Origin of the sequence: Prosthecobacter sp., assembly GCF_034366625.1 — a bacterium.
GTDB lineage: Bacteria > Verrucomicrobiota > Verrucomicrobiia > Verrucomicrobiales > Verrucomicrobiaceae > Prosthecobacter.
The window spans coordinates 80,848-102,896 of sequence record NZ_JAXMIH010000028.1; the positions used below are offsets into that span (position 1 = coordinate 80,848).

General features: G+C 61.7%; 14 protein-coding genes. 13 read left to right on the forward strand and 1 reads right to left on the reverse strand.

Features of this window, described 5'->3' with window-relative positions:
* Window positions 1-29: 29 nt before the first annotated feature.
* Genes U1A53_RS25510 through U1A53_RS25520 form a run of 3 tightly spaced genes read left to right on the forward strand, consistent with a single transcriptional unit; the run spans window position 30 to window position 3,771 of the window.
* Window positions 30-1,340 (forward strand): hypothetical protein, encoded by a 1,311-nt coding sequence (locus U1A53_RS25510; protein ID WP_322284721.1) that lies wholly within the window; start codon window positions 30-32, stop codon window positions 1,338-1,340.
* A complete protein-coding gene (locus tag U1A53_RS25515; protein ID WP_322284722.1) occupies window positions 1,337-2,590 on the forward strand; it encodes an MFS transporter in 1,254 nt (417 codons plus the stop codon). The genes U1A53_RS25510 and U1A53_RS25515 overlap by 4 nt, the downstream gene beginning before the upstream one ends.
* Entirely contained in the window at window positions 2,587-3,771 is a 1,185-nt protein-coding gene (locus tag U1A53_RS25520) for a hypothetical protein (RefSeq protein ID WP_322284723.1), read from the forward strand. Before U1A53_RS25515 ends, U1A53_RS25520 begins: the two co-directional genes overlap by 4 nt.
* Here the strand turns inward: U1A53_RS25520 and U1A53_RS25525 are convergent, their stop codons facing one another.
* On the reverse strand, window positions 3,772-5,670 hold the full coding sequence (locus tag U1A53_RS25525) for a hypothetical protein (RefSeq protein WP_322284724.1): 1,899 nt from the start codon (window positions 5,668-5,670) through the stop codon (window positions 3,772-3,774).
* A gap of 92 nt (window positions 5,671-5,762) precedes the next feature.
* On the opposite strand from U1A53_RS25525, the gene U1A53_RS25530 reads away from it, so the two are divergent.
* From U1A53_RS25530 to U1A53_RS25575, 10 genes are read left to right on the forward strand one after another with little or no spacing between them, the layout of a single operon-like run.
* Window positions 5,763-7,868 carry a PSD1 and planctomycete cytochrome C domain-containing protein gene (locus tag U1A53_RS25530; protein ID WP_322284725.1) on the forward strand — a complete coding sequence of 702 codons (2,106 nt, stop codon included), beginning with the start codon at window positions 5,763-5,765 and terminating at the stop codon, window positions 7,866-7,868.
* A 2-nt stretch (window positions 7,869-7,870) separates the two neighbouring features.
* Window positions 7,871-9,304, forward strand: a complete 1,434-nt coding sequence (locus U1A53_RS25535; protein WP_322284726.1) for a DUF1501 domain-containing protein — start codon at window positions 7,871-7,873, stop codon at window positions 9,302-9,304.
* Between the two features lie 60 nt (window positions 9,305-9,364).
* A complete protein-coding gene (locus U1A53_RS25540; RefSeq protein ID WP_322284727.1) occupies window positions 9,365-10,819 on the forward strand; it encodes a DUF1501 domain-containing protein in 1,455 nt (484 codons plus the stop codon).
* Between the two features lie 6 nt (window positions 10,820-10,825).
* Window positions 10,826-13,402, forward strand: coding sequence for a PSD1 and planctomycete cytochrome C domain-containing protein (locus tag U1A53_RS25545; RefSeq protein WP_322284728.1), 2,577 nt, complete (start codon window positions 10,826-10,828; stop codon window positions 13,400-13,402).
* 4 nt (window positions 13,403-13,406) lie between these two features.
* Window positions 13,407-14,807 (forward strand): DUF1501 domain-containing protein, encoded by a 1,401-nt coding sequence (locus U1A53_RS25550; RefSeq protein WP_322284729.1) that lies wholly within the window; start codon window positions 13,407-13,409, stop codon window positions 14,805-14,807.
* Complete coding sequence (locus U1A53_RS25555; protein WP_322284730.1) at window positions 14,804-15,931, forward strand: alpha/beta hydrolase; 1,128 nt, start codon at window positions 14,804-14,806, stop codon at window positions 15,929-15,931. The genes U1A53_RS25550 and U1A53_RS25555 overlap by 4 nt, the downstream gene beginning before the upstream one ends.
* A gap of 30 nt (window positions 15,932-15,961) precedes the next feature.
* On the forward strand, window positions 15,962-16,936 hold the full coding sequence (locus U1A53_RS25560; RefSeq protein ID WP_322284731.1) for an amidohydrolase family protein: 975 nt from the start codon (window positions 15,962-15,964) through the stop codon (window positions 16,934-16,936).
* 14 nt (window positions 16,937-16,950) lie between these two features.
* Window positions 16,951-17,940 (forward strand): hypothetical protein, encoded by a 990-nt coding sequence (locus U1A53_RS25565; protein WP_322284732.1) that lies wholly within the window; start codon window positions 16,951-16,953, stop codon window positions 17,938-17,940.
* Between the two features lie 46 nt (window positions 17,941-17,986).
* Window positions 17,987-20,557, forward strand: a complete 2,571-nt coding sequence (locus U1A53_RS25570; protein WP_322284733.1) for a PSD1 and planctomycete cytochrome C domain-containing protein — start codon at window positions 17,987-17,989, stop codon at window positions 20,555-20,557.
* Window positions 20,558-20,569: 12 nt separating this feature from the next.
* Window positions 20,570-22,045 carry a DUF1501 domain-containing protein gene (locus U1A53_RS25575; protein WP_322284734.1) on the forward strand — a complete coding sequence of 492 codons (1,476 nt, stop codon included), beginning with the start codon at window positions 20,570-20,572 and terminating at the stop codon, window positions 22,043-22,045.
* The last annotated feature ends 4 nt before the right edge of the window (window positions 22,046-22,049 follow it).

Consider the following 22,049-nt stretch of genomic DNA (forward strand, 5'->3'; position numbering starts at 1 on the left):
TCGCTCCTTGCCGTGCATGGTTTGCCGCCATGGCCGCCCTTCTCATGTCGCCGGGAGCTCTGAGGGCTGCGGATAAACCCCGTGCCGGCCAGCAGGAACAGGCTTCCCAAACCTGGCAGGAGCGCACCGCCGCGCATGCCCGCATCCTTTCGCGGGTGAAATGGACGCCGGTCGCCGGAACCTTGCCGAACCGAAAGGGTGGCTTCTTTGAAGCGGGAAAGGAATACACCGGCGTGCCCTACTCCAGCGTGAGGTCGGAGGGACGATACATCGGCTTCGACATCGGATTGCGTACCTTCCTTGCCGCTGTGGAGAATCCGCTGAGCGTGCTCTACACCGAAAACCTCACGGGCAAAGTTTCCAATGCAGCAGCTTATTACGGCACCGTTTGCTCCTCCTACACCAGCTACGCACTGGGCTGCGGCATCTGGGAGGTGAGCCGTCGCTATGGACCTGGAATCAGCGGCGGCATCACACTGGTGGAGCCGCAGTCGGCCGAGGCTGCGCAGGTCGGTGATATGATTTACACGCCACACGCCACGGAGACCTCCGGCTCGCATGTGGAGATGGTGACGGCGGTGACGAAGGACGATCAAGGTCGCGTGATCTCCGTGCGCATCGAGGAAAGCCGTCCGCCGACCACCGCGACCACGGAACGCAGCGCCGCAGCCTTCAACAAGCATCTCGCCTCGCGGAACAAGCAACTCTTTCGCATCACCGACCTCGATGCATGGCGCGGCACGAACCGCTCCGAGCCGCTACTTTTCCCGAACTATGCGGCCGATGCCACCGCGCCGAAGATCAATCGCACGCTGCTGCTCGATCTCGGAGACTGGGTGCCGTATCAAAAGGGCAAGGCGGTGAAGTTTCACGTCATGGATCGCGACAAGCTCGACGTGAGAACCTTGGTCATCCGCCGTGGCGAAAAAGTGATGGAGGAGATCGCACTCGAGGGCCCCGGCTTGCATGAGCGCAGCTTCGACACCTGCGGCGACTACACAGCACATGTGATTCACAAAGATGGTTCGCAAAGCCAAGCCTGTGAGTTTGCCGTGTGTGATCTCGACCTCCGTCTGCCTGCCGACAGCGTGCCTTTCGCGGGTGGTTGGAAGGTCGGGTTCGGCGCTGAGAATATGAAAGTCATCGCCGTCTATCTCTGGAACTCGGCGGACAGCTACGGACGCCATCCGCTCTTCCTCAGCGAGGAGCAAAGACGCGCGGGTGCCCTCACCATTCCCGCCGGACTGCTGAAGAAACCGGGCACGCTACAGGTCTGGTTGATCGGCGAACACAAGCTCGGTCGCCTGAAGCTGCGGAAGGACATCACGATGATCCCATGACAGCCGACACCCGCGCAGAAACGCCTCACACCGATCGTCTGCCGCGCGCGTGGCTCATCGTGGGCGTGCTGTGGGTCGTTGCGGCGCTGAACTACCTGGACCGCATCATGATCACCACGATGCGTGATTCACTCACGCAGGCGGTGCCGATGACGGACGCGCAGTTTGGCCTGCTGACCTCGGTTTTCCTTTGGGTGTATGGATTGCTGAGCCCGTTCGCCGGATTCCTGGCTGATCGCTTCAATCGCAGCCGCCTGATCGTGTTCAGCCTGCTCGTGTGGTCGCTGCTGACGTGGCTCACGGGTCATGCGCGGAGTTTTGAGGAGCTGATCGTCGTGCGCGCGCTCATGGGGTTGAGCGAGGCGGCGTATCTGCCTGCCGCGCTCGCTTTGATCGCTGATTATCATCGCGGCAGCACTCGCTCACTCGCCACGGGCATTCACATGACCGGTTTGAGCGTGGGCACGGGCCTTGCGGGCATCGGCGGCTGGGTGGCGGAGAAGCATGGATGGGCCGCGGCGTTCGATGTGTTCGGACTGTTCGGTGTCGCCTATGCCGTTGGATTGTTGTTCGTGCTGCGTGACCCGCCACGCGAGAGTGGGGATGTGACCTTGACTGCGGAACAGCCACGACTCGGTCAGGCGCTCGTCAGTTTGTTCAGCAGCGGCTCGTTTATTCTTTTACTCGCCTTCTGGGGCCTGCTGGCGCTGGCAGGCTGGGCGGTGATGGGCTGGATGCCCACCTTCTTCAAAGAGCAGTTCAAGCTCGACCAAGGCGCGGCGGGCATCTCCGCCACCAGTTATCTCGCGGTCGCGATGCTGCTGGGCAAACTGGTCGGCGGCGTGTGGGCGGATCGCTGGAGCAAGACCAACAACCGCGCACGCATCCTCGTGCCTGCCATCGGCTTGTTCATCGCCGCGCCGGCCACACTGCTGGTCGCGAACACAAGTGTGCTGGCGTTCGCCATCGCAGGGCTGTCGATCTACGGTTTCACGCGCGTATTTTCCGATGCCAATCTGATGCCCATCCTCTGCCAGGTGTCCGACAGCCGCTACCGCGCCACCGGCTACGGCGTGCTAAACATGTTCTCCTGCATCGTCGGCGGCATCACCGTGTATGTCGGTGGTGCGTTACGTGATGCACAAATCAGCGTCAGCACGCTGTTTCAATGCGCTGCGGGCGGACTGCTCGTCTGCGGTGTGCTGATGACGATGGTAAGGCCCGCACAGACACGTATTCCAACACCATGAAATCCCTTCTTTTGGTTCTACTGATGGCTGCCGTGCCCTTTTTGCACGCCGCCGAGCCGCTCCACTTCACTGTGAAGCTCGAAACGGTGATGAAACACGATGACGGCCGATTCCTCTGGTTCCATCCGCGTGCGGCAGCGATCCCCGGCGGAGTGCTGATGACGATCCAGAAGCACCTCAAAGTCTCCGACTACTACTCAGGCCTGCATTTCATGACACGCAGCGGCGTGGACGGGCCGTGGACGGGCCCGGTGCTCACGCCCGAACTGGACTGGCAGCAGCAGCCAGATGGCGTCACGATCAGCGTGGCCGATGTGACACCCGGCTGGCATGAGAAGACTGGCAAACTCATCGCCATCGGCTGCCGCGTTCGTTACAGCCCGAAGGGGGCTCAACTCGACGATGTGAAGCGTGCGCATCAGACCGTGTATGCTGTTTACGATCCGAAGACCACGAAATGGACGCCCTGGCAGGCTCTGGAGCTGCCTGCGGATGACCAATTCAACTTCGCCCGCAACGCCTGTGCGCAATGGCTGGTGAAACCCAATGGCACGCTGCTCATCCCGCTCTACATCGGCACGAGCGCGAAGGATCGCTACAGCACCACCGTCGCCGAATGCCGTTTCAATGGCGAAAAGCTCACCTTCGTGCGCAACGGCAACGTGCTGCGGCTCGATGTCGCCCGCGGCCTGTATGAACCGTCGCTGATCGCCTTTGGCAGCCGCTACTACCTCACGTTGCGCAACGATGTGCGCGGTTACGTCAGCACCAGCGATGACGGCCTGCAATTTGCCGAGCCGAAGCCCTGGACCTTCGACGACGGCGCCGAACTGGGCAGCTACAACACGCAGCAGCACTGGCTGGCCCATAGCGACGGCCTGTTTCTCATCTACACCCGACGCGGCGCGAACAATGACCACATCGTCCGCCATCGCGCGCCGCTGTTCATGGCCCGCGTGGATACGGAGAAACTCCACATCCTCCGCAGCACGGAAAAGATTGTCGTTCCCGAACGCGGGGCCGAACTGGGCAACTTCGGCGCCTGCTCCATCAACGAGAACGAGTCATGGATCACCGTCTCTGAAGGCATGTTCATGAAGGATTCAAAGCAACGCGGTGCCGAAGGCGCGACCTTCGTGGCTCGCATCTTGTGGTCGAGTCCGAACCCATGGCCAAACTGATCAGTCGGCCTTTTCTGCCAGCGCCTTCAACTGCGGCACATCAAAGCATTCGAGCAGGCCAAAGCAGAACAGTTCAGGCTTCTCGATCACAGTCCAGTTGTTGAGCAGAATGCCGTGCAGGCTCTCGATGTGCTGCGAGGGCTGCAATGGACCCAGGCTCCTGGGCTCCATGGCCTTGGCCACGAGAGCGACGAGACTGCCGCGCGGACCGATGGTCCGCACCGTGGCTTTCGTTTGAAAGTGATCGACCGCCCAGCGTGACACGGCGCTGACCTGCCCGGCCTCGATGCCAAGCGCACGATGACCCACGGTGGCGACAAGCAGGGCGTAGAGATATGAGCGGCGCTCTGTCTGTGATTCACCGATGCCAAATGGATCGACGCTGAGGACGCGCTGGCCGGAAGCAAGCAATGTCTCAATGTCTTTGGCTGAGCTTTTGCGGCCTTCATCGGCGATGAGAATCGTGGTGCCGGTCACGTTACCGCGTGCAAGCTCAACGACTGGCACTGTCCAGGCATCCCCCATGCGCAGCTTCCAGAAGGCGGCCTTGATGCCGCCGCGTGTTTCTTCACCGGTCTGAGTGGCGGTCGTGGAGAAGGATTCGTATTTCACGATCCCGGCCAGTTTCTCACGAGTGGCGTTGGCTGGATCGCGAGGCAGATCCTTGCCGGCGCTCATGGCGAGTTGGTGAAAATCAAGGTTGTCGGCGGGAAGGGGGACATCGAGTTGCTCCTTGGTCTTCACTTCCATGTCACAGGGGATCTCCTTGGCGTCGAAGCTGGCGTCGGCCGTGAAGAAGACGTCTCCTATCATGCGGTAGAAGGCCTGGCGGTTGTCGATCTCGTAGTTGTGCGTACCAGGATCGAAATTCTCGTGCGAACGCAGGCGCTCCGGCTGGCCGTAAAGCTTGAAAACAGGCTGCGCAGCATCCAGCAGCGGTGGCAGGGCGTGATCGGACGCGAAACAGCAGTTGTCCTTCGCATTAAACGTCAGCAAGGCAGCACGACCGCCGAGCATGGCGGTGAGATGTGTGTAATCGGCGACGGTCGCGAGATCGTTCGGTGTCTGCTCGGAATCACCGAGGTCAGACGGGAATTCGGCACGAGTGCGGAAACTGGAGTAACCCGCGACGGGATTGCACAGCGTCACGCGCGTGTCGAGCGAGCTGATGGTGATGGTCTGCCAGCCGCCGCCGGAGAGGCCGCTGACCGCGACGCGTGCGGGATCGGCGTCTGGCAGTGCAAGGAGGATGTCGAGCCCACGCGACATCGAGAGATAAAACGGCGCGAGGCCGCTGACGCCGCAGAGATCGAGCTGGTTCATGCGCGTGTGGACGAAACCATCGGTGCGGAGCTGCCCCATGCCGAGCCATTCGACATTCAGGCTGGCGATCCCGCGCTTGGCGAGGTTGATGCAGCGGATCTGTTTGTAAGGCGCGGCTTTGCCGACGGCATCATGGCCGTTCACGGCGAGATGCACGGGCATCTTCACCTGCACTTTGTCTGGCTGATACAGCAGCGCGGGAATCCACAGGCCCGGCAGAGCTTCGTAACGCAGCTTCTTGATGTGATAACCGGGACCACCTCCGATGGTGTCGAGCCATTCCACTTTCGTCTTCGCATCTCTCCACTGTTTGGCGAGTGCGCCCCGGAAGACGATCTTGTCCAGCACATCGCGGCGTGTTTCATTAGCGAATGTCTGCCACTCAGCCAGAGACGTCACCTTTGGCATACGCGGCACCTTCGCTTCGCAGAAGGCCTGCGCTTCGGAGACTGGAAGATTCGACGGGAGAATCATGTGCTGGAGCAGCACTTCGAGATCGGATTGTGGAGGCGCGGCCTTTTGAGCCAAGGCGGAGACACAGGAAGCGACGACGATCGGGAGGAGCAGGCGTTTCATGGAGTGCCATCTCTACGCTCGTTGGGGGAAGTTTTAGTCGTGGCATGAAAGCGCCAGACTTCGACGGGGCGGTGCGTATTCAAGACCCTTGCATGATCAAACCTCTCTCTTTTCGTCTTTGGGCCTGCCTTGTCGCGCCCGTTTCGCTGGCGATGGCAGCGCCTGATTACACGAAGGACATCAAACCGCTGCTCAAAGAGCGATGCGTGTCCTGCCACGGCTCTGTGAAGCAAAAAGGCGATCTGCGGCTCGATGCGGGGGCCTTGATCGACAAGGGTGTGCATGCTGAGCTGGTCGAGCGCGTGACCTCGCACGATGAAGACGAGCGCATGCCGCCGGAAGGCGCACGGCTCACGGAATCGCAGGTAGAAGCGCTGCGTCTGTGGATCGCGGCGGGAGCGCCATTTCCGAGCGATGAGGTGATCCCGAAGAAGCCGTCGGAGCACTGGTCGTTTCAGCCGGTGAAGCGCCCGAAAGTCCCCGAATCGGCCTCCCATCATCCGATTGATGCCTTTGTCTTCGGAAAACAAAATTCGACACCTCAGGCCGCGCCGATGGCTTTGTTGCGCCGCGTGTATCTCGACCTCATCGGCCTGCCCCCGACGATTGCGGAGCAGGAGAGGCACTCATCGCTCGATACGGCGATCGACGACCTCCTCACTCGTCCCGAATACGGCGAGCGCTGGGCACGCCACTGGCTGGATGTCGTGCGCTACGCCGACAGCAACGGCTACGAACGAGATGCCGAGAAGCCCTTCGTGTGGCACTACCGCGACTACGTCATTGAAGCGCTCAACAATGACAAACCCTTCGACCGTTTCGTCATGGAGCAGCTCGCGGGAGATGAGATGAAAGCTGAAAGTGGAAAGCTGAAAGCTGAAATGGTGATCGCCACCGGCTTCCTCCGTCTCGGTCACTGGGATGACGAGCCTGCCGATCCGGCGGCGGATCGTTACGACCAGCTCGACGACATCGTCAGCACTACAGGGCAGGCCTTTCTCGGCCTCACCATCGGCTGCGCACGCTGCCACGATCACAAGTTCGAGCCGCTGGCCACGCGTGATTACTACAGCCTCGTCGCTGTCTTCAATCCGCTTCAGCGCCCGACCAAAGGCCGCACGGAGCTGACCGTGCCCGTCGATGGCACAGAGGTTTACATCTGGCGCGAGCCTTCCGCGAAAGCACCCGAGACGCATGTGCTCGTGCGCGGCTCGCCGACACGTTTCGGCGATCTTGTCGAGCCAGCGGTGCCTGCCATTCTCGTCAAACAGCAGCCGCAATTCCCATCGGGTGAGAAGACCACGCAGCGCCGCCTCGGCCTCGCGCAATGGATTGCGAGCACCAACAACCCGCTCACCGCACGCGTGATCGTGAACCGCGTCTGGCAGCAGCACTTCGGCCAGGGCCTCGTGACCACCGCGAACGACTTCGGCCTCATGGGTGCCGCGCCCTCGCATCCCGAACTGCTCGACTGGCTCGCGCATTGGTTCATGCACGACGCCAAATGGTCACTGAAGAAGTTGCACCGGCTCATTCTGACCAGCCGCGCATGGCAGAGCCGCAGCGAAGGGCAAAGAGCGAAGGGCACAGGGACCAAACCAGCCAACGCGACGCCAAAGAGCGATTCAGTCTCTTTGCACTACGCCCTTAGCCCTACGCCCTACCGCTATCGGCGCTTGGAGGTCGAAGCCATCCGCGACTCCATGCTCGCCGTCAGCGGCCAGCTCAATCCGAAGCGCTTCGGCCCCGCCATGAAGCCCGGCATTCCCGCCGCCGCGCTCGAAGCCAACACCGACAAAGAAAAAGTCTGGCAGGCCTCCGACGAACGCGAAGCCTCGCGCCGCAGCATCTACGCCTTCATCAAGCGCGGGTTGGTGGTCCCCATGCTCGAAACCCTCGACCTCGCCGACACCGTCAGCAGTTGCCCCCAACGCCAAGTCACCACCGTCGCCCCGCAGGCGCTGAGCCTCTTCAACGGCGACTTCGTGAACCAGCAGGCGAAGCGCTTCGCCGCCCGCTTGAAACGCGAAGCGGGTGATGACTCCGCGAAGCAGATCACACTCGCATGGAGGCTGGCATTGTGCCGCGAGCCAACTGCTGCCGAGCTGACACAGATGCATAGGTTTCTGCGGGAGGAGTCGCTGGAGCAGGTCTGCCGCGTGATTTTGAATCTGAACGAGTTTGTTTATCCTGAATAACCATGTCCCGCTTCATCCCCAATTGCACGCCATGTGGCCAGACACGCCGGGAGTTTCTCTGGCAGGTCGGGGGTGGGTTTGCGGGGCTGGCGTTGGCAGATTTGATCGTAACCGAGGCGCTCGCGGCATCGCCGCTAGCTGAGAAGCGGCCGCATTTTCCGGTGAAGGCGAAGCATTGCGTGTTTCTGTTCATGAACGGCGGGCCGAGCCAAGTGGACACGTTTGATCCGAAACCGGCGCTGACGAAGCATCATGGGAAGCCTTACACGGGCGATGCGAAGGTGGGATCGAACGGGCGGGCGGTGGGGCATCTGATGCAGTCGCCGTTTGAGTTCACGCAGCATGGGCAGAGCGGACTGCCGATTAGCAGCTTGTTTCCGCACACGGCTCGGCACGCGGATGATCTGTGCGTGATCCGCTCGATGCACGCGGACACGGCGGCGCATGCTTCGGGTTGCTTGCAGATGAACACGGGCAGCATTTTCATCGGCAAGCCATGCTTGGGCTCGTGGTTGAGCTATGGACTTGGCACGACGAATCAAAATCTTCCGGGCTTTGTGGTGATGACGGACCCGCGTGGCGGACCGATCGGCAGCGCGTCGAACTGGACGGCGGGTTACATGCCTGCGGCGTTTCAGGGCACGTTGTTTCGCAGCGGTGGCTCGCCCTTGCTCGATTTGGCGACGCCGGAGGGCACGAGCGATCGCACGCAGCGGCGCAGCCTGGATTTGCTGAAGTCGCTGAACGAGGAGCATCTCAAGCTGCATCCCGATGAGACGGAACTGATGGCGCGCATCGAATCGTATGAGCTGGCGTATCGCATGCAGACGGAGGCGATGAGCGTGGTCGATGTGGACAGCGAGGATGCGGCGACACGCGAGATGTATGGTCTGAATGACAAGCGCACGGCGGACTTTGGCCGCAAGTGCCTGATCACGCGCAAGCTGATCGAGAAAGGCGTGCGCTTCATCCAGCTCTATTCCGGCGGCGGCCACATCGAGGACACCTGGGACGGTCACAACGACTGCATCACCAATCACACGCTGCACGCGGGCGAGACGGACAAGCCCATCGCCGCGCTGATTACGGATTTGAAGCGCACGGGACTGTGGGACGAGACGCTGCTCGTCTGGGGCGGTGAATTTGGCCGCACACCGACGAGCGAAGGCGTGGGCAAGCCGGGCCGTGATCACGACTGGCATGGCTTTTCCATGTGGATAGCCGGTGCGGGTGTGAAAGGCGGCCAGGCCATCGGCGCGACCGATGAACTCGGTTTCAAGGCGGTCGAGGACCGGTGCCATGTCAGCGATCTGCACGCGACGATCCTGCATCTGATGGGCATCGACCACACGCGGCTGAGTTTTCCGCATCAGGGGCTGAATCAGCGACTCACCGGCGTGGAGGAGCGGCGGGTGGTCACGAGGGCGCTGGCGTGAGGGCCTGACTCGTTGCCGAATCTGAAACAAGCAGGGTTCTGAGGTTGTATTCACACGACCATGAATCTCTGGCTCAAACAGCGCGACCAGAAAGAGGCAAGCCCCGAACGGCGACGACTCCTGAAGTCGTTGTCGGCGGGTGTGCTGGGCTTCAGTGCACCGGAGTGGCTGGCGATGCAGGCGCGGGCGAGCAATTCGTCGAAGGCGGTGGTGGTGGGACAGGCGAAGCGGGTGCTGGTGATTTATGAAGAGGGCGGCATCAGCCAGATGGACTCGTTTGATCCGAAGCCGGACGCGCTGCTGGATCATCGGTCGCCCTTCAAACCGATCCCGACGAGCGTGCCGGGCACGCATTTCTCCGAGTTGATGCCGCTGACGGCGAAACAGGCGCACCGGCTCGCGGTGGTGCGTTCGATGACATCGGCACCGACGGCGGGGCATAAGGAGTGCTGCCAGGAGTTCTTCAAAGGCTACCGCAACACGAACCCCTTCGACTTTCCCGACATCGGCTGCGTGGTGACGGAGCTGATGGGAACGGACCGTCCAGAGATGCCGGGCTACATCTTTTGTCCGGGCATCAACATGCCGAATGCGATCACCAGCACGGGATTCCTGCCCGCGAGTCGTGCGCCGTGGAAGCTGGGCACGAAAAGCCTCGGTGAGAACCTGAGTGATCCGCAGTGGAAGGTGCGCTCGCTGGAGCTGCAAAAGGGCCTGCAACGTGAGCGGCTCATCGAACGCCATCGTTTGCTCGAATCGCTCGATGTCGGCGCGGTGGCAGAATCGACGGCGGGGCAGGTGATGAAAGGAAACACGCAGCACGCGCTCGATCTGCTCACCAGCGACGAGGCGAAGCATGCCTTTGACCTTTCGCGTGAGTCCAACAAGACACGCGACCGCTATGGACGTGATCATCGTGGGAGCTGCTACCTGCTCGGGCGGCGCTTGATCGAGTCCGGCGTGCGCTTTGTCACGGTGACGTGCATCCAGCCGCCGGAGCATGTGAAACGGCCCGGCATTGGCCAACCGGGCGGAGTTTTCCTGAACTGGGATCATCACGAAGGCATCTACAACAACGGTCCGTGCGGCGGACCGCAAGGGAACAGCAATCAGGAACGCTACGGCCTGCCGCATCCGGTGATGATGCCGAGCCTTGATCGCTCATTCAGTGCGCTGATCGAGGACATGCACGAGCGCGGTCTGCTGGCTGAGACGCTGGTGTGTTTCGTCACCGAGATGGGCCGCACGCCTCGCATGAACAAGAACGGCGGTCGCGATCACTGGGCGCGTGCGATGTCCATCGCCTTTGCCGGCGCAGGCTGTCCCGGCGGCGCGGTGATCGGCGCAACAGATCGCGAGGGTGGCGATGTGACGGACGCGCTCTACACGCCCTACGACTACGCCGAGACGATCTACCGCAAACTCGGCTTCTCCGAGAATCAGCGGCTTGAAAAGCCCAATGGTGTCGCCATTCCGCTGTCGGATGGCGGGAAGGCGATTCGTGAGCTGTTCTGACCGCGTATGAAGAACCCGGCCATTCATTCGGGACGACCACGGAACGTCCGAATCATTGTGGCCCTGCAATGCGTGTTGGTTTGGAATGCATGGGGGCAGAGCAAAGTTGGCTACAATCGCGACGTGCTGCCGATCCTGGCGGACAACTGCTTTCAATGTCACGGCTTCGACAAAGGTCAGCGCAAAGCCGGCTTGCGGTTGGACTTGGCGGATGGCGCGACGGTGGAGCTGAAGTCAGGCGAGAAAGCGATCGTTCCAGGCGATGTGAAGCAGAGTGCATTGATCGGGCGCATCTTCACGGATGACGCGGACGAAGCCATGCCGCCGAAGAAAACCGGCAAGCACCTCGCCGCGGCGCAGAAGGACATTTTGAAGCGCTGGATCGAGCAGGGGGCGAAGTATGAGCCGCATTGGGCCTACATCGCGCCCGCCGAATCGCTCGCAAGGAGCGGCGCTCTTCAAGCGCCGATGGCGGTTGGAAACCGCCGCTCCTTGATTGATGACCTCATTCGTGCGCGATTGGCGGCGGAGGGCGTGAAGCCATCGCCGGAAGCGGATCGCGTGACTTTGATCCGGCGTGTGACGCTCGATCTCACGGGGTTGCCGCCGTCGCCGCTGGAGGTGGATGCGTTTGTGAATGATGCGCGCAGCGATGCGTTCGAGCGTGTGGTGGATCGCTTGTTGATGTCAGAGCACTTTGGCGAGCGCTGGGCGCGGTGGTGGTTGGATCTGGCTCATTATGGGGACAGCGACGGCTATTTGCAGGACTTCATCCGACCGGTGGCGTGGCGTTACCGGCAGTGGGTGGTTGACGCCTTCAATCGTGATCTGCCGTTTGATCGATTCACCATCGAGCAGCTCGCGGGCGATCTTTTGCCAAACGCGACAGTCTCACAGCGCATGGGCACCGGCTTTCTGCGCAACACGCTGAGCAATCGCGAGGGCGGCGCGGATTTGGAGGAGTATCGCGTCAATCAGGTGCTGGATCGCACGATGACGCTCGGCACGACGTGGCTCGCGCTCACCACAGGCTGCGCACAATGCCACGATCACAAGTTTGATGCGATCTCGCAGCGTGAATACTACCAACTCTACTCCTTCTTCAACAATGCCGACGAAGTGAACGTCAACGCGCCGCTGCCCGGTGAGCGCGAGCCGTATGAGGCGGCGAAACAGGAACATGACCGCAAACGCGCGGAACTGCTCGCGCCGCTGGCGAAACCGCTCGCCGAATTGCAGGCGGATTGGGAGAAGCGGCTGCTGCATGCCGAGGCGCATCCAAATGAAGACTTCGCCTGGGATCGCACGCTTGAGCTGCTGGGGCTGCAATGGGGACAAAGTCTCGGCGAGGGGCAGCTCGAAGGGCTCAACATCATCAAGACACCGTTGGCGCAGCGCACGCAGGATCAGCGCGACCGTCTGCTCGATTACTTCCTCAAATCGATGCCAGCGGCTTTGTCGGACAAGTCGAAGGAACTCAAACTGGGCGAACTGAAGTCCAAACTCGACGCGCTGGCGAAGGAATTGCCACCCGTGACCCGCGCGCCCGGCATGATGACCTTTCCAACACCGCGCCAAACGCATGTGCATGTGCGCGGCGAGTTTCGACGCAAAGGAGAGGAAGTGCAGCCTGGCACACCAGCCTCGTTGCCGCCGTTGAAAGGCAAAGCGGATCGTCTGGCACTCGCACGCTGGCTCGTCTCACCGGAACATCCGCTGACGGTACGCGTCGTCGTGAATCGCCTTTGGCAGGAGTTGTTCGGACGCGGCATCGTCGGCACTTCGGAGAACTTCGGCGTGCGTGGTGACCGCCCCTCACATCCTGAGTTGCTCGACTGGCTGGCGGTGGAGTTCATGAAGCAAGGCTGGAGTGTGAAGGCGCTGCTGAGGCAGATCGTGATCTCGCAAACCTACCGGCAATCTTCGACCGCACGGCCCGAACTCGTGAATCGCGATCCGCTGAACATCCTGGTGGCGCGACAACAGCGTCTGCGTCTGTCCGGCGAAGCCGTGCGCGATTCAGCGCTGGCCGTGAGCGGACTGCTCAATCGCACTGTCGGTGGTCCGAGCGTGAAACCGCCGCAGCCCGCCAGTGTGTCGAAAGATGGCTACAAGAACGCCTGGGAGCCGAGCACGGGCGGGGATCGTTACCGGCGTGGCCTCTACACCTTCATCCAGCGCACGTCGCCTTTCGCGCAATTTGTCACCTTTGACCTCCCTGACACGAGCCGGAGTTGCACACGCCGTGAACGCTCGAACACGCCATTGCAGGCGCTCGATCTGCTCAACGATCCCGCCTTCCTCGAAGCAGCCCAAGCGCTCGCCTCGCGTGTATTGAGGGAATCGCGTGATGATGACGAACAACGACTTGCTCATGTCTTTGCGCTCGTGCTTTCACGCCCGCCGCGCTCCGAGGAGTCGCAGCGGCTTCTCGCCTACCTCGATCAGCAACGGGCTCTGTTTGCCAAGGACGCCACTTCCGCCAGCGAACTGCTCCAGGACAGTCCGTCTGGCTCTGATGCCGCGTGGATCGCGTTTTGCAGCGTGCTGTTGAACCTCGATGAATTCATCAACCGTGAGTGAAGTCATGATCAACTCTCCTTTCTCCCGCCGCGACTTTCTCGCGCGCGGCTCACACGGTTTCGGGGCGATGGCGCTGTGGCATCTGCTAGCGCGAGGTGGGGCCGCCGCTGAGCCGCATTTCGCTCCAAAGGCGAAGAATGTGATCTTCCTTTTCATGATGGGAGGGCCGTCGCATGTCGATCTTTTTGACCCGAAGCCGAAGATGGCCGCGCTGCACGGCCAGCCGATGCCAGCCTCGCTTGTTCAGGCGAAAAAGAGCGCGACCGGCGGCGTGCTGGAGACGGTGCTCGCCAGCCCGCGCAAGTTCGCGCACCATGGACAGAGCGGCATCGAGTTCTCGGATTTTCTGCCGCACACCGCCACGATGGCGGACGACATCTGCGTGATCCGCTCGATGCACTGCGAGCAGAGCAACCACGATCCCGCGCAACTGCTGCTGCACTGCGGCACACCGTTGTTTGGAAACCCCAGCATGGGCTCGTGGGTGAACTACGGCCTCGGCAGCGTGAGTCAGAACATGCCCGGCTACATGGTGCTCACCTCCGACGACGGCCACGGGCTCGAAGGCGCGGGCAGCTCGCTTTGGAGCAGCGGTTTCATGCCCTCGACCTATCGCGGTGTGACTTTTCGCAACAGCGGCGATCCGGTTCTGCACCTCAGCCGTCCTCCCGGCATCAGCGTTGCAACACAGCGGGCGCGGCTCGATGCATTGCGCGATTTGAACCGGATGCATCAGCAGCGCACCGGCGACGCTGAGATCGCCTCGCGCATCGCCAGTTATGAGATGGCCTTCCGCATGCAAAGCGCCGCGCCTGAGTTACTCGATTTCAAGGATGAGTCCGCCGCGACTCGCGCGATGTATGGCCTGGATGCGGACAAGACGCGCGCCTTTGGCACGAACTGCCTGCTGGCGCGGCGCATGGTCGAGCGCGGCGTGCGTTTTGTGCATCTCGTGCAGAGCACCTGGGATCACCACAGCGATCTGAACGGCCGACTGGCCAACAACTGCGCCATGACCGACCAGGGAGCCGCCGCGCTGCTCAAGGATCTCAAGCAACGCGGTCTGCTCGACGACACGCTCGTCGTCTGGGCCGGCGAGTTTGGCCGCACGCCGATGGGCGAGGTGCGGCGAGGCATCAACAAGGGCAAGGAAGGCCGCGACCATCATCCGAACGCCTTCAGCCTCTGGATGGCCGGCGGTGGCGTGAAGCGCGGCCATGTGCATGGCGCGACGGACGATTTCGGCTTCAACGTCGCGCATGATCCCGTCCACGTTCACGATCTCCAGGCCACGATCCTGCACCTGCTCGGCATCAACCACGAACAGCTCACCTACCGCCACGCCGGTCGCGATTACCGCCTCACGGACGTGTTTGGCAAGGTCGTGAAGGACGTCCTCGCATGACCATCTCCAACCAAGAACTCCATTCGATGAACCTGACTCCGCCACGCCTCCCATTCCATTTCACCGCCTGTGTGATGGGCTTTCTTCTCGGACATGCATCACTCGCCGCCGCCGATCCCGCTCCCTTTTATCCCGACAAAATGAAGCTGCTCGTCTGGCGCGACGGACAAGGCACAGAACATCCGGTGAGCAACACGCAGGACTGGCAGCGGCGGCGTGATCACATCCTGCAAAACATGCAGCAGGTGATGGGTCCGCTGCCAGGGGCGGACAGCCGCGTGCCGCTGGATGTGCAGGTGCTGGAGACGGAGACGCTGCCCACGCTGACCCGCAAAAAGATCACGTATGCCGCGGCGAAGAATTTCCGCGTGCCGGCCTACCTGCTCGTTCCACACCATTTGAAGGAGGCCTCCGCTCCGGCGATGCTCTGCCTTCAGGGAACTGGTGGTGGACGCGGCCGGACGGCGGGACTCGGCGCGGATTATCCGCGTTACACGCTGGAGCTTGCCGAGCGTGGCTATGTGACCATTGCACCGGACTACACGCTGCTGGGCGACAATCAGATTGATCCCTCAACCGTTGGATTTGCGAGCGGGACGATGATGGGCATCTGGAGCCACATGCGCGCGGTGGACCTGCTGGAGGCATTGCCTGAGGTGGACAAGAATCGCATCGGGTGCGTGGGCGTCTCACTCGGCGGGCACAACTCGCTGTTCGTCGGCGCGTTCGACACACGACTGAAGGTGATGGTGACGAGTTCGGGCTTTGACTCCTTCCACGACTACATGGGCGGCAATCTGACGGGCTGGTGCCAGCCGCGCTACATGATGCGCATCCAGGATGTTTACGGCAAAGACCCGAACAAAATGCCCTTCGACTTTCCGGAGGTGATCGCCGCTCTCGCCCCGAGGCCGCTCTATGTGCATGCGCCGATCAGCGACAGCAACTTCCGGGTCGAAAGCGTGAAACGCTGCCTCACCGCAGCCGCTGGCGTGTATCGCTTGTTCGGCGCAGAGGACCGGATCTTGGCGGACTATCCCGAAGGCGGCCACGGCTTCCCGCCTGAAGCGCGTGAGCTGGCCTATCGTTTCATCGACGGCGTGCTGAAGCCTGCGGCACGTTGATCAATCAATACCTTCAAATGGATCACTCCGATGAACTGCTCCCGCCGCCGCTTCCTTGCCACCTCCGCGTTTGCTGCGCTCGGAGCCTCCGCTGCGTCGGCTGTGCGTCCGAAGCACAAATACATCGACATCCACACGCATCTCTACTTCACACGCCTCGTCGGCGCGAAAGGCCTGCTTGAATGGATGGACGCGCATGATGTCGAGCGCGCGGTGATTCAGCCGCTCGTCTCGCCCGAATCCGCGCCCACGCTGCACCCTCTGCAAACCAACGACGCGGCCCTCGATGCCGCGCGGGCGCATCCGGACCGCCTGATCGCCTTTTGCTGTCTCGATCCGCGTGTGACCGTCGATCCGACTGCGACCAAGACCTTCCCAACGCGACAAGGGCATGTCGCAGGCACCAAAGGCCTGATCGACATCCTCAAGCGCTACAAGGACGCCGGTGCGCGCGGTCTCGGCGAGCACAAGGTCGGCCTGCCGTTCGATCATCCGCAGATGATGCAGCTCTATGAGGCCTGCGACACGCTGGAGCTGCCGATCCTCTTCCATCTCGACGACCTGCGCGGCATCGACACGGTCGGTCTGCCGCGCCTGGAGAACGCACTGAAGGCCTTCCCCAAACTTCCGCTCATCGGCCACGCCTGCGGTTTCTGGTCGTCCATCTCCGGCGATGCCACGAAAGAGGACTTCGGCCGCTATCCGAAAGTCCCGCGTCCCATCACGCCCGGTGGAGCGCTCGACCGCCTCATGGACGCCTATCCGAATCTCTACGGCGACCTCTCCGAGCCCGGCGGTGCCATCGCGCTCACGCGTGACCCGGCGTTTGCCCGCGAGTTCGTCCTGCGCCACGCCGACCGCCTGCTCTTTGGCAGCGACTACCTCGCGCCCGGCCAGGAGATCCCTCAGTTCGACATCCTCGCCGCCATGAACCTGCCCGACGACGTGCAATACAAGATCCATCGCGGCAATGCGATCCGCCTCTTAAAGCTCGGCATCACCTGAACCATCACCACCCAATGAAACTGCTCCTCCTCGCCGCCCTTTTGCTCGCATCCGCACACGCCCAGGAAACAACGGCTCCCGACTGGGTGCTCGAAGGCACCGCCGCCTGGCAGGCGCGTGATTCGCAGGCGGAGTGGGTTTTCAAAGACCAGCTCTGGATCGGCGGCGGCTGGTTTCAGTCGTTTGCGGAGCCGCCACGCGATGTGTGGTCCTCGGGTGATGGCAAGGAGTGGAAACTCATCGAAAAGAATGCGCCGTGGCTGCACAGCGATCTGCCGATGAACATCACTTTTGCCGACAAGATGTGGATCATGGGTGGCTGGCACAAAGGCAGGCTGCCGGGGCATTCGGCGAGCAATCAAGTGTGGTCATCCAGCGACGGTGTGAAGTGGGAGCAAGTCACGCCAAGCGCCGGATGGTCGCCACGGCTGGCGGCAGGGCTTGTGGAGCATCGCGGGCACCTGTGGATTCTCGGCGGCACTGAGAACTACTACTTTGGCGATGACACGAGCCTCAAGAATGACGTGTGGTCCTCCGCCGACGGCAAAACGTGGAAGCAGGAGACGGCGAAGGCTCCTTGGTCACCACGCGCATATCACCAAGCCATCACGCTGAACGATAAAATCTATGTCCTCGGCGGAGGCAACTACACACCGAGCTATCACGCGAAGAATGATGTGTGGTCGTCGAGCGATGGCGTGAACTGGACCTGCGAAACGGAGAAAGCGCCGTGGGAGCCGCGCATGTGGTTTTCAGCCGCAGTGTATCGCGGCCGCATGTGGGTGCTCGGTGGCTGGGCGAAGGACAAGGACAACTTTGGCGATGTCTGGCACTCCGCCGATGGCAAAACGTGGCAGCATCTGCAAACTAAGACCTGCTGGAAGGCGCGGCATGAGCATTCGGTGTTCGTTTTCCGAGACAAGCTCTGGATCGCGGGCGGACATGCGCGCCCGTTGTCGAGCGAGGTGTGGTCGCTGAGCCTGCCGAGGAACTGGGAGCCATAAGCTGGCTCTTCGCGAGTTTGGCCCCTGAACTCGCGTAGGTTTCGTCATGCGCCCACGTGGCATCTTCATCCTCGGATTACTCGCGCTTGTTCCGCGCGCGGAGGCCGTGGATTATTCATCGCAGATCAAGCCGCTGCTGAAGCAGAAGTGCTATGCGTGCCACGGCGGGCTGAAGCAAAAGGCGGGGCTGCGATTGGATACGGTGCAGCTCTTGCTAAAAGGCGGCAAATCGGGGTCGGCGACGAAGTTCATCATTGAGCGTGTGACCGCGATGGATGAGCACAAACGCATGCCGCAGGAGGCTGCGGCGCTTTCAGAGGAGCAGATCGCTATGCTGCGAGAGTGGATCGATGCCGGAGCACCGGGACTGGCCAATGAAGTGCCGGAGGCCGATCCGAGGCAGCATTGGGCGTTTCAAAGTGTGCGACGACCTGCGTTGCCCAAGGCGGCAGGCAGGAATGCGATTGATGCGTTCGTGAATGAAGCGCTTGCGGCGAATCAGCTCACGCCATTGCCGGAAGCGACGCGATCCGTGCTACTGCGGCGAGTTTACGTCGATCTGATCGGCCTGCCGCCGAAGCGTGAGGAGCTTCACGCCTTTCTCGCTGACACCGCACCCGATGCGTATGAGCGCGTGGTCGAGCGGCTGCTTCATGATCCGCGTCATGGCGAGCGCTGGGCGCGGCATTGGATGGATGTGTGGCGCTACAGCGACTGGTATGGGCGCCGCACGGCGAATGATGTGTGGAACAGCGCGCCACAAATCTGGCGCTGGCGGGACTGGATCGTGAAGTCGTTGAACGCGGGCAAAGGCTACGACCGCATGCTGTCGGAGATGCTCGCAGCGGATGAAATCGCTCCACTCGATGATGAGGCGGCGGTGGCGACGGGCTTCTTGATTCGGAACTGGTATGCGCTGAACCCGAACCAGTGGATGCGCGACACCATCGAGCACACCGGCAAGGCTTTCCTCGGCCTCACCTTCAACTGCGCGCACTGCCATGATCACAAGTATGATCCCATCTCGCACGAGGACTACTTCCGCTTCCGCGCGATCTTCGAACCACTCGGTGTGCGGCAGGATCGCTGGCCGGGCGAGGCTGATCCGGGGCCGTTCCAAGAGTATGTCTATGTGACGCAGCGCAAACCGAACCGTCTGGGCGCGGTGCGTGCTTTCGACAAACAAAGTGATGCGAAGACGTGGTTTTACACCGGTGGTGATGAGCGCAATCGCGTGGAGAACAAACCGCCGCTCACGCCGGGCATGCCGACCTTTCTGAGCGCACAGAATCTAGCCATCCAACCTGTGTCGCTGCCCACGGACGCCGTGTATCCAGGCTTGCGGCCTGTGATTCAGGAGACGGAGCTGACGAGTCGCATGAATGCGGTCACGAGGGCTGAGGAGGAGCTTCTCGCGCTCACCGCCTCGCCGGAGAGTGCCGCAACAGCTTTGGAAAAAGCACGCATGACTCTCAAGGCGGCGCGCACGGCTCTTACCAGCTCCATCGCGCGGCTCGCGGCGGATCAGGCGAAGTTTGGCGATGCTCCCGAAGCTCAAAAACTCGCGCTTGCACGCAAAGCAGGTCAGGCGGAACGCGACGCGGCTGTGGCGGACGCGGAAGCGGCGCTGGCGGCGGCGAATCATGCGATGAGCGTGCCGACGAGTGACGCGAAGGCCGTGGATGCCCTGAAGAAAGCTCAAACAACTGCGCAGGCGGCTTTAACTAAAGCGGAGGCTGCGTGCGCGAATCCGAAGTCGCCGGAAGCCTACACCTCGATGACGAGTGTGTTTCCCGCGCAGAGCACGGGTCGGCGCAAAGCACTCGCGGAATGGCTCACGCGGCGGGATCATCCGCTGACGGCACGCGTGGCGGTGAATCACTTGTGGATGCGGCATTTCCAGGAACCGCTCGTGGCATCCGTGTTTGATTTTGGTCGCAATGGCGCGAAGCCGGTGAACCCGGCGCTGCTCGACTGGCTGGCGGCGGAGTTGATGGAGAACGGCTGGAGCATGCAGCATCTGCATCGTCTGATCGTCACGAGCGCGGCGTATCGCCGTTCCAGTAGAACGAGTTTTCCAACTCGTTCAGGAGACGAGTTGGAAAACTCGTCCTACAAAGACCCCGACAATCATTTCCTCTGGCGCATGAACGCCTCCCGCATGGAGGCGGAGGTCGTGCGCGACAGCGTGCTGCATCTGGCCGGTGCGCTCGATCCGAAGATGGGTGGTCAGGAATTGGAAAACACCGAGGCGGAGACCAGCGCGCGCCGCAGCCTTTACTTCAGTTGCCACCCCGAGGTCGGTGGCCGCAGTGCCCTGGCCGCGATGTTTGACGCGCCCGAGCCGACGGACTGCTATCGTCGCAGTCGCAGCGTGCTGCCGCAGCAGGCGCTGGTGATGACGAACAGCAAGCTGGTGCATGATCACAGCGCCGCGCTCGCCCGACAGATTGGAACGGATGCCCCTGATTTCATCATCGCCGCCTTCGAGCACATTTTGAGCCGCACACCGACTGAGATCGAACTGGTCTCATGCCATGACTTTTTGAAGCAAGGCAGCAAGGAAAGCCTGGTGCGCGTGCTATTGAATCACAACGACTTCGTCACCGTGCGTTGATTTGCTCCGGCCATGAACAACTCATCTCATCCTTCCACCTTCCCCTGCGGCCAGATCAGTCGCAGGCGCTTCCTTGCGGATGCGGGCATGGGGTTCACGGGTTTGGCGCTGGGCGGCACGTTGATGAGTGATGGCATCGCGAAGGCATCGCCCGCGCTGACGCCGCTGGTGCCGAAAGCAAAGTCGGTGATCTGGATCTTTCTCTCCGGCGGTTACAGCCATGTGGAGACCTTCGATCCGAAGCCAGCGCTCACGAAGTATGCGGGCATGACTTTTGATAAGACGCCGCTCGAAAATCCACTGAACTCCGACAAGCATCACAAGCGCTTCCGCTCCGTCGCTGCTCAGGAGATCAACAAGCGCGATGTCTATCCAAGCATCTACCCGATGCAGGTCGGTTTCAGTAAACATGGCCAGTGCGGCGTGGAGATCACCGACTGGTGGCCGTATCTGTCCAAGTGCGTCGATGACATCGCCTTCGTGCGGAACATGTGGACGACGGACAACGACCACTTCGCCGAGAACCAGTTGCACACCGGACGTCATCGCCTCGATGAACAGCAGCCATGCATCGGCTCGTGGGTGCATTACGGCCTCGGCACACTGAATGAGAATCTGCCGAAGTTTGTCGTGCTCGGCGGTCCCACGGACAGCACAAAGCGGCTCTCGATTGATTCACTCTACCTCGGCCCCGATCATGCCGCCGTGCCGTTGACGCTCGATCCGAACAATCCGCTGCCGTTTGGCAAGCGCGACTCCCGGCAAAGCGCAAACGAGCAGGTGCGCGAATACCAGCTCATCAACCGCCTCAATCAACTCACCGCCGTCGAGTATCCCGAAGACGCGTCGCTGCGAGCGCGCATTCATGCGTATGAGCTGGCGTTTCGCATGCAGATGGCCGTACCGGAGACGCTTGATTTGAAGACCGAGAGCGATGCGACGCGGAAGCTCTACGGCATCGACAAACCGGCGACCAAGGACGCTGGAGAGCGTTTCCTGGCCGCGCGTCGTCTGGTCGAACGCGGGGTGCGTTTCGTGCAGGTGTATCCGTCGAACACCGGCAAGTGGGATTCGCATGCGCAGTTGCAGAAGAACCACACGGGCTTGTGCGAGAGCGTGGACCAGCCCGTCGCTGGTCTGCTGCGCGATCTGAAACAGCGCGGCCTGCTGGAGGAGACGCTCGTCGTTTTCTGCACCGAGTTTGGCCGCACACCCGGCATGGAGACGCGCAGCGGACACAAAGACGGGCGCGATCATCATCCGCATGGTTTCACCATCTGGTTCGCCGGTGGCGGCACGAAGGGCGGCACGGTGCATGGCGAGACGGATGAACTCGGCTACCACGCGCAGGGTGAAGGTCATTACATCACCGATCTGCATGCGACGACGTGTCATCTGCTTGGCATTGATCTGCGCGCTCTGGAGGTGCCAGGACGGAAGCGCTTGGAGATCGACCACGGCAATGTGATCCGCGAGGTGCTGGCGTGAGAGG

Coding starts and splice junctions, on each gene's coding strand:
- U1A53_RS25510 (WP_322284721.1), top strand. CDS start 30: ATGGCCGCCCTTCTCATGTCGCCGGGAGCTCTGAGGGCTGCGGATAAA.
- U1A53_RS25515 (WP_322284722.1), top strand. CDS start 1,337: ATGACAGCCGACACCCGCGCAGAAACGCCTCACACCGATCGTCTGCCG.
- U1A53_RS25520 (WP_322284723.1), top strand. CDS start 2,587: ATGAAATCCCTTCTTTTGGTTCTACTGATGGCTGCCGTGCCCTTTTTG.
- U1A53_RS25525 (WP_322284724.1), bottom strand. CDS start 5,670: ATGAAACGCCTGCTCCTCCCGATCGTCGTCGCTTCCTGTGTCTCCGCC.
- U1A53_RS25530 (WP_322284725.1), top strand. CDS start 5,763: ATGATCAAACCTCTCTCTTTTCGTCTTTGGGCCTGCCTTGTCGCGCCC.
- U1A53_RS25535 (WP_322284726.1), top strand. CDS start 7,871: ATGTCCCGCTTCATCCCCAATTGCACGCCATGTGGCCAGACACGCCGG.
- U1A53_RS25540 (WP_322284727.1), top strand. CDS start 9,365: ATGAATCTCTGGCTCAAACAGCGCGACCAGAAAGAGGCAAGCCCCGAA.
- U1A53_RS25545 (WP_322284728.1), top strand. CDS start 10,826: ATGAAGAACCCGGCCATTCATTCGGGACGACCACGGAACGTCCGAATC.
- U1A53_RS25550 (WP_322284729.1), top strand. CDS start 13,407: ATGATCAACTCTCCTTTCTCCCGCCGCGACTTTCTCGCGCGCGGCTCA.
- U1A53_RS25555 (WP_322284730.1), top strand. CDS start 14,804: ATGACCATCTCCAACCAAGAACTCCATTCGATGAACCTGACTCCGCCA.
- U1A53_RS25560 (WP_322284731.1), top strand. CDS start 15,962: ATGAACTGCTCCCGCCGCCGCTTCCTTGCCACCTCCGCGTTTGCTGCG.
- U1A53_RS25565 (WP_322284732.1), top strand. CDS start 16,951: ATGAAACTGCTCCTCCTCGCCGCCCTTTTGCTCGCATCCGCACACGCC.
- U1A53_RS25570 (WP_322284733.1), top strand. CDS start 17,987: ATGCGCCCACGTGGCATCTTCATCCTCGGATTACTCGCGCTTGTTCCG.
- U1A53_RS25575 (WP_322284734.1), top strand. CDS start 20,570: ATGAACAACTCATCTCATCCTTCCACCTTCCCCTGCGGCCAGATCAGT.